The 12,384-nt window shown below is 35.0% G+C and carries 9 protein-coding genes; all 9 read left to right on the forward strand.

Annotated features, from left to right (window positions below):
• Positions 1–29: 29 nt before the first annotated feature.
• The 9 genes from BFJ87_RS06805 to ruvB all read left to right on the forward strand — a co-directional run bounded on the left by BFJ87_RS06805 (position 30) and on the right by ruvB (position 12,375).
• Positions 30–3,155, forward strand: coding sequence for a TAT-variant-translocated molybdopterin oxidoreductase (locus tag BFJ87_RS06805; protein ID WP_077401798.1), 3,126 nt, complete (start codon positions 30–32; stop codon positions 3,153–3,155).
• Between the two features lie 32 nt (positions 3,156–3,187).
• On the forward strand, positions 3,188–4,927 hold the full coding sequence (gene nrfD / locus BFJ87_RS06810) for an NrfD/PsrC family molybdoenzyme membrane anchor subunit (protein ID WP_077401801.1): 1,740 nt from the start codon (positions 3,188–3,190) through the stop codon (positions 4,925–4,927).
• A gap of 2 nt (positions 4,928–4,929) precedes the next feature.
• A complete protein-coding gene (locus BFJ87_RS06815) occupies positions 4,930–5,451 on the forward strand; it encodes a DUF3341 domain-containing protein (RefSeq protein ID WP_077401805.1) in 522 nt (173 codons plus the stop codon).
• Positions 5,452–5,465: 14 nt separating this feature from the next.
• A complete protein-coding gene (locus BFJ87_RS06820; RefSeq protein WP_077401808.1) occupies positions 5,466–6,026 on the forward strand; it encodes a c-type cytochrome in 561 nt (186 codons plus the stop codon).
• Positions 6,027–6,042: 16 nt separating this feature from the next.
• On the forward strand, positions 6,043–7,368 hold the full coding sequence (locus BFJ87_RS06825) for a quinol:cytochrome C oxidoreductase (RefSeq protein ID WP_077401811.1): 1,326 nt from the start codon (positions 6,043–6,045) through the stop codon (positions 7,366–7,368).
• Positions 7,369–7,404: 36 nt separating this feature from the next.
• Positions 7,405–8,472 carry a cytochrome c oxidase subunit II gene (locus tag BFJ87_RS06830; protein ID WP_077401814.1) on the forward strand — a complete coding sequence of 356 codons (1,068 nt, stop codon included), beginning with the start codon at positions 7,405–7,407 and terminating at the stop codon, positions 8,470–8,472.
• 46 nt (positions 8,473–8,518) lie between these two features.
• Entirely contained in the window at positions 8,519–10,324 is a 1,806-nt protein-coding gene (locus tag BFJ87_RS06835) for a cytochrome c oxidase subunit I (protein ID WP_077401817.1), read from the forward strand.
• Positions 10,325–10,462: 138 nt separating this feature from the next.
• Positions 10,463–11,287: a GIN domain-containing protein gene (locus BFJ87_RS06840; RefSeq protein WP_077401820.1), complete on the forward strand. Its 825-nt coding sequence runs from the start codon at positions 10,463–10,465 to the stop codon at positions 11,285–11,287.
• 65 nt (positions 11,288–11,352) lie between these two features.
• Positions 11,353–12,375, forward strand: coding sequence for a Holliday junction branch migration DNA helicase RuvB (gene ruvB, locus BFJ87_RS06845; protein ID WP_077401823.1), 1,023 nt, complete (start codon positions 11,353–11,355; stop codon positions 12,373–12,375).
• Positions 12,376–12,384 lie beyond the last annotated feature (9 nt).

The following is a 12,384-nucleotide window of genomic DNA, read 5'->3' on the forward strand; positions in this document are numbered from 1 at the left end:
GTAAAAGAAGATAATTTCAGATATATCGTATGTCATCAAACAAAAAATATTGGAAAAGCGAAGCGGAGTTAAATCCTAACGATTCCATTGTTGAGGCGCTAAAACAGAACGAATTTGTTCAGGAGATTCCGGTTGAAGATTTCTTAGGTAATAAGGAAGGTTTGGCTTCTAGTTCTACAAACAGAAGGGATTTCTTAAAGTATGTAGGTTTTAGTACTGCTGCTGCAACAATGGCTGCTTGTGAGGGGCCTGTTGTAAAATCAATACCTTATGTTGTTCAGCCAGACCAAATTATTCCTGGTGTTGCTAATTATTATGCAACTACAATAGCAGATGGTTTTGACTTTGCAAGTGTTTTAGTTAAAACTCGTGAGGGTAGGCCAATAAAGATTGAAAATAATACAGATGCTAAGGTTAACGGGTCTGCAAATGCTCGTGTGCAAGCTTCTGTTTTGTCATTATATGATAGTAAAAGGCTTCAGGGTCCTTTGGCTAAGGGAGAGGCTGTAGAGTGGTCTGCTTTAGATGCTGCGGTAAAATCAAAACTTAGCGCGTTAAAGGGTGCTGATAAGCAAATAGCGTTATTAACGCAAACTTACGCTAGTCCGTCTACGTCTAGGTTGATAGCTGAGTTTAAGAGTGTTTACGGAGAAAATGTAAATCATGTTACTTATGATGCTATTTCTGCCGATGCTGCTTTAAATGCTTTTGAGGAAAAGTATGGAGAGAGAGCTCTTGCTGATTATAACTTTGAAAAAGCGGAGTTAATTGTTTCTTTTGGAGCAGATTTTCTTGGTGATTGGCAAGGTGGTGGATATGATAGTGGTTATGCTGCTGGTCGTGTTCCTAAAAATGGAAAGATGTCTAGGCATATCCAGTTTGAGGCAAATATGTCGTTAACTGGTGCTAATGCAGATAAAAGGGTTTTGTTAACTCCTACGCAACAAAAAGTTGCTTTGGCAAAATTTTATGCTAAAGTAATGAATGTGTCTGTAGGTGGTGAATTGCCTGTAAATATTGAGAAAGCTGTTTTGGCTGCGGCTGAAGAGTTTAAAAAGGCTAAAGGTAAGGCTGTTGTTGTTACGGGGCTAGACGATAAAGATGCGCAAGCAGTTGTTTTAGCAATTAATGAGAAGCAAGCAAGTGTTGCTTTTGATGCTAGAGCTCCAAAATATGTAAGACAAGGTAATGCTAAAGCTGTTGCTAAATTATTAGCAGATATGAAAGCTGGTAAAGTAGGTGCGCTTATTATGGATGGTGTTAACCCTGCTTATACAATGCCAAATGCGGGTGAATTTACAGATGCATTGGCTAAGGTAGATTTGTCGGTGGTTTTCTCACAGAGTAATAATGAAACTGTAGCTGTAGCTTCATATGCTGCTGCTGCACCTAATTATTTAGAGTCTTGGGGTGATGTTCAAATTAAAAAAGGACATTACGCTTTAATGCAACCAACAATTAAGGAGATTTTTGATACGCGTCAGTTCCAATCATCGTTATTAGTGTGGATGGGGTCTGATAAAACGTATTATGATTATATAAAGGAAACTTGGAGTTCTTCTATATTAGGAGACGGTAAGTGGAATCAAGCATTGCATGATGGTGTTTATAAAGCTCCGTCAACTATTATAGATGTCGTAGAAGAAACTGTAGCTTCAGTTGTTTCTGAAGAAGAGTCAATAGTGTCGTCTCTTGTGGACTTATCTATGGCGGCTTCAAAATTGTCTAAAGCATCTTCGTCTGGTATGGAGTTAGCTTTATACTCTAAAGTGGGTATGGGAGATGGTCAGCAGGCTAATAATCCTTGGTTACAAGAGTTTCCAGATCCAATAACAAGAGTTTCTTGGGATAACTACGTTACTATATCTAAAGCTGATGCAGAAAAGCTAGAGCTTGTTAATGATCATGTTGCTAACGGAGGTTTAGATGGTAGTAAAGTAAATCTTAAAGTAGGAGATGTAGAGTTAAAGGCTGTTCCAGTAATTATTCAGCCTGGTCAGGCTCCTGGTTCTGTAGGTCTTTCTTTTGGTTATGGAAGAAAAGCTGGCTTACAAGCAGAAATGCAGACTGGTGTTAATGCTTATGCATTATATCAAGGAGGTGTTTCTAATCAATCTGTATCTGTGTCTAAGGCAGAAGGAATGCATGAGTTTGCTTGTGTGCAGCTTCATAAGACATTAATGGGTAGAGGTGATATAATCAAAGAAACTACATTAGAAATTTTTAATACTAAAGATCACGCAGAATGGAATCCTGTTCCTAAGGTATCTTTAAATCATAACGAGGTAGACGCTGTTTCAGTAAGTCTTTGGGATGATTTTGATCGTTCTGTTGGTCATCACTTTAACTTATCAATAGATTTAAATGCATGTACTGGTTGTGGAGCTTGTGTTATAGCTTGTCACGCAGAAAATAACGTGCCTGTTGTTGGTAAGGATGAAGTGCGTAAGTCTAGAGATATGCACTGGTTGCGTATAGATAGATATTATTCTTCTGAAGATACATTTGAAGGAGATAATGTTAAGAAAGATGAATTTGATGGTTTAACTGGAGATAAGGGTTCTTTAGGTGGATTTGGTGAGTTGGAAGATCCTTCTGCTAATCCTCAAGTAGCTTTCCAGCCAGTAATGTGTCAGCACTGTAATCACGCTCCATGTGAAACAGTTTGTCCTGTTGCTGCAACGTCTCACAGTAGACAAGGTCAAAACCATATGGCGTATAACAGATGTGTTGGTACAAGATATTGTGCAAATAACTGTCCGTATAAAGTACGTCGTTTTAACTGGTTCTTGTATAATAACAATGACGAGTTTAATTACCATATGAATAATGATTTAGGTAAAATGGTAATTAACCCAGATGTAAATGTTCGTTCTCGTGGAGTAATGGAGAAATGCTCTATGTGTATTCAAATGACTCAAAAGTCTATTTTAGATGCTAAGAGAGACGGACGCACAGTAAAAGATAGTGAATTCCAAACAGCTTGTTCTGCTGCATGTAGTAGTGGTGCAATGGTATTTGGAGATGTAAATGATAAGGAGAGTGAAGTTGCTGAGTTAAAAGAAAGCAACCGTATGTATCATTTATTAGAGCACATTGGTACAAAGCCAAATGTTTTCTATCATGTTAAAGTGAGAAATACACAAGAATCATAATTAATTAACGGAACGTAACTAGAACATAAATTATGGCGTCGCATTACGAAGCACCTATACGAAAACCCCTAGTAATTGGAGATAAAGGATACCACGATGTAACTGTGGATATTGCTGCTCCTGTAGAAGGGAAAGCAAATAAGCAGTGGTGGATTGTTTTCTCTATTGCACTAATAGCATTCCTTTGGGGAGTTGGTTGTATAATTTACACAGTATCTACAGGTATTGGTACTTGGGGATTAAATAAAACAGTAGGCTGGGCCTGGGATATTACCAACTTTGTATGGTGGGTAGGTATTGGGCACGCAGGAACATTAATTTCTGCAGTACTATTGCTTTTTAGACAAAAATGGAGAATGGCAATTAACCGTTCTGCAGAAGCAATGACAATTTTTTCTGTAGTACAAGCAGGTTTATTTCCAATAATACATATGGGGCGTCCTTGGTTGGCGTACTGGGTATTACCTATTCCAAACCAATTTGGTTCATTATGGGTAAACTTTAACTCACCTTTATTATGGGATGTATTTGCAATTTCTACGTACTTATCGGTATCATTAGTTTTCTGGTGGACGGGTCTTTTACCGGATTTTGCAATGTTACGTGATAGAGCAATTAAGCCATTTCAGAAAAAAATATATAGTTTATTAAGTTTTGGTTGGACAGGTAGAGCTAAAGATTGGCAACGTTTTGAAGAGGTTTCTCTTGTTTTAGCTGGTTTGGCAACTCCACTTGTACTTTCTGTACATACAATTGTATCTTTTGACTTTGCTACATCTGTAATTCCAGGTTGGCATACAACAATATTCCCTCCTTACTTTGTGGCGGGTGCAATTTTCTCTGGGTTTGCAATGGTAAACACATTGCTTATAATTATGAGAAAAGTATGTAGTTTAGAAGCTTATATTACAATTCAGCATATAGAATTAATGAACATTGTAATTATGATTACTGGTTCTATAGTTGGTTGTGCATACATTACAGAGCTGTTTATGGCTTGGTATTCTGGAGTAGAGTATGAGCAGTATGCATTTTTAAACAGAGCAACAGGTCCTTACGCTTGGGCATATTGGGCAATGATGTCTTGTAACGTTTTCTCTCCGCAGTTTATGTGGTCTAAAAAATTACGTACTAGTATTATGTTCTCTTTTGCTATATCTATTGTAGTAAACATAGGAATGTGGTTTGAGCGTTTTGTGATTATTGTAACATCATTACATAGAGATTATTTACCATCTTCATGGACAATGTTCTCTCCTACATTTGTAGATATAGGCATTTTTATTGGTACAATAGGTTTCTTCTTTGTATTGTTCTTGTTATATTCTAGAACATTCCCTGTAATAGCTCAGGCAGAAGTTAAATCAATTCTTAAGTCTTCTGGTAGTAAATACAAGAAATTAAGAGATGCTGGGAAACCATTATATACTATGCCAGAAAAAACAATATATACAAATACGGTTGCTGCAACAGCAGTTCCTTCAGAAGAGGTAGTTGTTAATAATGATGAAGAAAAGGTTTCAGACTTATTAAGTTCTATAGGTAAGTTTGATGTGGCAACAGATACGCCAGATGACCTTAAACAGGTTAAAGGTATTGGTCCACAGATGGAACAGACACTAAATCAGATTGGGATATATAGCTTTGCTCAGGTTAGTAAAATGACTCAGAAAGAGTATGATTTGTTAGATTCTATAACAGGATCTTTCCCAGGAAGAGCACAAAGAGATGATTGGGCTGGACAAGCCAAGAACTTAAATAACAATAAATAATTATGGCATCTAAAGTTATTCACGCATTTTATAATGATGATGATATATTGATGCTCGCTGTTAAGAAAGTAAAAGCAGCTAAGCATCATATAGAAGAGGTATATTGTCCTTTTCCAGTTCACGGATTAGACAAAGCTATGGGGCTTGCTCCTACCAAAATAGCCATAACTGCCTTTATTTATGGATGTATAGGTATTACAATAGCAACTCTTATGATGAATTACATCATGATAGAAGATTGGCCTCAGGACATAGGTGGTAAACCTAGTTTTAGTTACCTAGAAAATATGCCAGCATTTGTTCCTATTATGTTTGAACTTACGGTTTTCTTTGCAGCACACTTAATGGTTATTACTTTTTATATGAGAAGTAAATTATGGCCTTTTAAACAAGCTGAGAATCCAGACGTAAGAACTACTGATGATCTATTTTTAATGGAAATAGAAATTCATGATAATGAAGAAGAGTTAAAATCTTTATTAGCAGATACAGGAGCAGTAGAAATTAATATTTCAGAAAAATAGTCTTAATAATAGTTATGAAGATATTTAAAAATATAGGTTTGGTTTTGGGAGTTGCTCTTCTTTTAGCATCTTGTGCAGATAAGAATAGCCCTAATTACCAGTATATGCCTAATATGTACGAAGCAGTAGGTTATGAAACTTACCAAGAAGTGGATTTTTTACCTACTGGTATGGAAGCTGGTTTACCTGTAGAAAATACAATTTCTAGAGGTCATATGCCTTATGAGTTTGCGAATGATCTAGAAGGTAAAGAATTAGCTCGTTTGCAGGCTAGCCCATTAGATTCTTTAAAAGTTGAAGCTAATTTAGCTAATGGAAAAGAATTGTACGCTATCAACTGTGCTATATGTCACGGTAATAAGGGAGATGGTCAGGGTAATTTAGTGAAAAGAGAAAAAATATTAGGTGTTCCTAGTTATGCAGATGCAGGTAGAAATATTACTGTAGGTAGCACTTACCATACTATTTATTACGGATTAAACTCAATGGGTTCATACGCTAATCAGCTAAATCATGAAGAGCGTTGGCAAGTTGCTGAATACGTAATGCAATTGAAACAAGACTTAACTAAATAATACATAGATTAAGAATATGTACACTTTTTCAAACAGACTAAAAATAGCTTCTTTTATATTAATGGCTGTTGGTGCTATAGGTATCGCTATAGGTTTTATTACAATGCCTAGTACAGTAGAAGACGCTAAAGAAATTGTAGCAAGTCATAGTGATGGTCACGGCGATCACCAAGCTGCTGCAGAAACGCATAACACTAATACTCATGGAGAAACTGCGCACGCAGAAGGACATGATAGCAAACATGATGAGCATTTATTACATCAATTGCAAAATAAGCCTTGGTCTGCATTGTATGTAGCGGCTTTCTTTTTCTTTATGATAGCATTGGGTGTGTTGGCATTTTATGCAATACAAAGAGCGGCTCAAGCGGGTTGGTCTCCATTGTTATTTAGAGTTATGGAAGGTATAACATCTTATATTGTTCCTGGGGGTATAATTGTATTTGTAATTCTTGCAGCTTCTGTTGCGCATATGAACCATTTATTTGTTTGGATGGATGCAGATGTTGTAGCTGAAGATAAATTATTACAAGGAAAAGCAGGATATTTAAACGGAACTTTCTTTTTAATTAGAGCTGCTATTTTCTTAGGAGGATGGATTGCTTACAGAACTATATCTCGTAAATTATCTTTAGCTCAAGATGAAGCTGATGATAATACAAATTTTGTAAAAAACTTTAGATGGTCTGCTGGCTTCTTAGTATTCTATCTAGTTTCAGAATCTATGATGTCATGGGATTGGATAATGAGTGTAGATCCACACTGGTTTAGTACTTTGTTTGGTTGGTATGTATTTGCTAGTATGTTTGTCTCTGGTATAACAGTTATAGCTATGGTAACCATTTACCTGAAGTCTAAAGGCTTGCTGGAGGATGTTAATGATAGCCATATACATGATTTAGCTAAATTTATGTTTGGTATTAGTATTTTCTGGACATACTTATGGTTTGCACAGTTTATGCTTATCTGGTATGCTAATATTCCGGAAGAGGTTACTTATTATGTAACAAGGATACAGGATTATAACTTACCGTTCTTTGGGATGATAGCTATGAACTTCTTGTTTCCATTATTATTGTTAATGAATAGTGATTATAAAAGAGTTAACTGGTTTGTTGTTATGGCAGGTGTAGTTATACTTGCAGGTCACTACTTAGATATATTTAATATGATTATGCCTGCAACGGTTGGCGATCAATGGTCAATAGGATTATCAGAAATATGTTCTGTGTTGTTCTTTGCAGGTTTGTTTATTTTTGTTGTATTTAGAGCTTTAGCTACTGCTCCTTTACAGCCAAAAAGAAACCCATTTATTGGCGAAAGCAAGCATTTTCATTATTAATAAGGAAGTTTACAACAGCATAAAATAAATCATACAATGATTACAGTTTTAACTATAACGGTTTTAGTCTTAATAGCGATTGCAATTTGGCAAATGACCAAAATTTTTGAATTGTCGCAACTTAGAGCGGCTAAAAATGAAACAGCAACAGATAACGATAACAAAGTTAATGGTTACCTGATGTTTGCTTTCTTAGTTTTTATATACGGTATTACTATATTTAGCTTTTATAAGTATACTAAAGTATTACTTCCTGAGTCTGCCTCTGCACACGGAGCAGAGTATGATAGCTTGATGTTTGTATCAATGCTTATCATTTTCTTTGTTCAGACAATTACTCAGTTTTTACTACACTATTTTGCTTATAAATACCGTGGTGAAAAAGGCAAAAAAGCTTTGTTTTACGCAGATAACCATAAATTAGAGTTTATATGGACTATTATTCCGGTTATTGTATTGGCAGGTTTAATACTTTGGGGATTATACACTTGGACAAACATTATGGATATTAATGACGAAGATGATCCTTTAGTAGTAGAATTATATGCACAACAATTTAATTGGACTGCTAGATATGCAGGTGAAGATAATGTTCTTGGTGATGCTAATGTTAGGATGATTGATATTGATAATACAAACATTTTAGGTTTAGATGAGTCTGATCCTAATGGAGCAGATGATATTATTGTTAAAGAATTACATTTGCCGGTTGGAAGAAAAGTTAATTTTCATATGCGTTCTCAAGATGTATTACACTCTGCTTATATGCCTCACTTTAGAGCACAAATGAACTGTGTTCCAGGTATGATTACTCAATTTTCTTTTACACCAATTAAGACTACAGCAGAAATGCGTCAAGATCCGGATGTAATTGATAAGGTAAAAAGAGCAAATAAAATTAGAGCTGCTAAAGCTGCGGCTGGAGAGCCAAATAGCGATCCTTGGGAGTATGATTATATTTTACTTTGTAACAAGATTTGTGGTAAATCTCACTACAATATGCAAATGAAAATAATTGTTGAGACTCAGGAAGAGTATGACAAGTGGATAGCTTCTCAAAAAACTTTTGGTGGCGAAGCTGCAACAGGAGTAGCTATAAAATAATTGATTTAAGAAACTAAGTTAACTAACAAAAATAGAATATCTGATTATGTCAGGAACACACGAACACGACGACGATCACGGACATCATCACAAAGAAACCTTCATTACTAAATATATATTTAGTATGGATCACAAGATGATTGCAAAACAGTATTTAATTACTGGTTTAATAATGGGTTTCATTGGTATAGCAATGTCATTATTATTTAGAATGCAATTGGCTTGGCCAGGTGAGTCTTTTCCATTATTTGAAGCAGTATTAGGTAAATGGGCACCTGGTGGTGTTATGGATGCTGATGTATATTTAGCATTAGTAACAATGCACGGTACCATAATGGTATTCTTTGTACTTACTGCTGGCCTAAGTGGTACTTTTAGTAACTTGCTTATTCCGTTACAAATTGGAGCTAGAGATATGGCTTCTGGTTTATTAAATATGATATCATACTGGTTGTTCTTTACTTCTGCAGTTATAATGGTTTGTTCTTTATTTGTGGAGTCTGGACCAGCAGCAGCGGGTTGGACAATCTATCCGCCGCTTTCTGCACTACCAATGGCGCAATCTGGTTCTGGTGCAGGTATGACATTATGGTTGGTGTCTATGGCTATATTTATTGCTTCTTCATTATTGGGATCATTAAATTATATAGTTACTGTAATTAACTTAAGAACTAAGGGTATGTCTATGACAAGATTACCTTTAACTACTTGGGCTTTATTTGTTACAGCTATAATTGGGGTTGTATCTTTTCCAGTGCTTTTATCAGCTGCATTGTTGTTAATTATGGATAGAAGTTTTGGAACATCATTCTTCTTGTCTGATATATTTATACAAGGTGAAGTATTACATTACCAGGGTGGTTCTCCTGTTTTGTATGAGCACTTATTTTGGTTTTTAGGTCACCCAGAAGTATATATTGTAATATTACCTGCAATGGGTATTGTATCTGATGTTATGGCAACAAACGCTCGTAAACCAATATTTGGTTACAGAGCAATGATAATGTCAATTATAGCTATTGCATTCTTATCTACTATCGTTTGGGGTCACCATATGTTTATATCAGGTATGAATCCTTTCTTGGGATCTGTATTTACATTTACAACATTATTAATTGCAATTCCTTCTGCAGTAAAAGCATTTAACTGGATTACTACAATCTGGAAAGGAAACTTACAAATGAATGTTTCAATGCTGTTCTCTATTGGTTTTGTATCTACGTTTATTACTGGTGGTTTAACTGGTATAATTTTAGGAGATAGTACATTAGATATCAACGTTCATGATACTTATTTTGTTGTAGCTCACTTCCACTTAGTAATGGGTATATCTGCATTATATGGTTTACTTGCTGGTGTTTATCACTGGTTCCCTAAAATGTTTGGTAGAATGATGAATAAAAACTTAGGTTATGTTCATTTCTGGATAACTGCAATTTGTGCTTATGGAGTTTTCTTTCCAATGCATTTTGTAGGTATGGCAGGTGTTCCAAGACGTTATTATGAAAACACTGCATTTCCTATGTTTGATGAGCTTACAGATGTTAATATTTTAATTACTGTTTTTGCTTTAATAGCTGGTGCAACACAATTAGTATTTGTTGGTAATTTCATCTATAGTATTTTCTATGGTAAAAAAGCTGAACAAAACCCATGGAATGCTACTACGTTAGAGTGGACAACTCCTGTAGAGCACATTCACGGTAACTGGCCTGGTGCTATACCAGAAGTTCACAGATGGGCATATGATTATAGTAAAACTAATGAAAATGGAGAATATGTTTTGCCGGGGCAAGATTTTGTTCCTCAGGTAGTACCTCTTCAAGATGGTGAGGAAGAACTTACGCATTAGAATTTTATAAAAATTTTAAAAGCCTTTTAAATTTATTTAAAAGGCTTTTTTTTTTGATTTGAATTACATCTTTATATGAGGTTAAATAGTATTTTAGTATCTTGTTTACTAACACAAACTAACCATTAAATACAAAATATGTTTAAGCAATTTATTCTAAGTGTGTTCTTGCTTGCTATTGCAACAAGTTTTGCACAGAAAAAACCAAAAATTAAGGGCAGTAAAACCGTAATTGAAGTTACAAATGATTTAACTCCTTATAATGGTATTAAGGTAGCAGACAACTTGCGTTTAGAACTAAAAAAAGCAAGAGAAAATAGTTATACGTTTATTGGGGATGATAACCTTTTAGATGTTCTTAAATTTGAAGTTATTGATAGTGTTTTAGAGATTAGTTCCTTTTATAGAATTGCTTCTAAAAAAAAGTTGGAACTTATAGTTAATTATGTAAACTTAAATAGTATAACAATGTTAGATGGCCGTATAGATATGAAAGACATTGTTACTACAGATTATTTAGACATTAACCTTCAAGGGGGATCTAAGTTAAATTTAAACGCTTTGGCTACAAGCATAGGTATAAGTATGTCTGGATCTAGTAATGCTGAGTTAAATGTAGATTGTGATGATGTATCGGTTTCTCTCGATCAAAAAAGTAACTTAGGCTTGTATTTAGTCACCAAATCTGCCAAACTTACAATGCACGGTAGTGCAGATGCAAAGTTGCAAGGAGCCGTTACAGATTTTAATATAGATCTTTTTGGTAATTCACAGTTAAGGGCAGATGGCTTAAAAAGTACTAATGTATCTTTAAATTTAGATGAATCTCCAGATGCGAAAATATTTGTATCAGAAAACTTAGAACTTTCTTCTAAAGGTGGTTCTAGAACATATTTGTACGGTACACCTAAAATTACAATAGTTGACTTCCTAAATGCATCACAATTAATAAAAAAGGAATAATAGACTATTTTAGATTGATGTTTTCTATTATGAAAGCCTATAATTTCTAGTATCTTTGTTAGACTATGAATGAAAACCTAGACCCAACATCTGAAAATTTCTCTTCTGAAGAGTTTGATATAGAAAGAGCACTAAGACCCTTAAGTTTTGATGATTTTGCAGGTCAAGATCAAGTTTTGGAAAATCTTAAAGTTTTTGTTGAAGCAGCAAACCAAAGAGGAGAAGCTTTAGATCATACTTTGTTTCACGGACCTCCAGGTTTAGGAAAAACTACTTTGGCCCATATTTTAGCTAATGAGTTAGGTGTTGGTATAAAGGTAACATCTGGTCCTGTTTTAGATAAGCCAGGAGATTTGGCAGGCTTGCTTACCAATTTAGAGGAAAGAGATGTTCTTTTTATTGATGAAATACACAGACTTAGTCCTATTGTAGAAGAATACTTGTATTCTGCTATGGAAGACTATAAAATAGATATAATGATAGAGTCAGGGCCAAATGCACGCTCTGTACAGATAAATTTAAACCCTTTTACCCTAATTGGTGCAACAACGCGTTCTGGGCTTTTAACGGCTCCTATGCGTGCTCGTTTTGGTATACAAAGTAGGTTACAATATTATACTACAGAGTTGCTGTCTACTATAGCTGAACGTAGTGCAGATATTTTAAATGTGCCTATAGATTTAGAAGCAGCAATAGAAATAGCTGGTAGAAGTAGGGGCACCCCCAGAATTTGTAATGCACTGTTAAGACGAGTAAGAGATTTTGCACAGATAAAGGGTAATGGTAAAATTGATGTGGAAATATCTAAGTTTGGACTAAATGCCTTAAATGTAGATGCACATGGTTTAGACGAAATGGACAATAAAATATTAACCACTATTATAGATAAATTTAAGGGTGGTCCAGTAGGTATTACTACATTGGCAACAGCAGTGTCTGAAAGTGCAGAAACTATAGAAGAAGTGTACGAGCCTTTTTTAATACAACAAGGTTTTATTATGCGTACACCTCGTGGAAGAGAGGTAACAGAATTAGCATACAAACATTTGGGAAGAATAAAAGGGAGTGTGCAAGGAGGTTTGTTTTAAAAAAAAATT

The organism is Cellulophaga omnivescoria, assembly GCF_001999725.1.
GTDB lineage: Bacteria > Bacteroidota > Bacteroidia > Flavobacteriales > Flavobacteriaceae > Cellulophaga > Cellulophaga omnivescoria.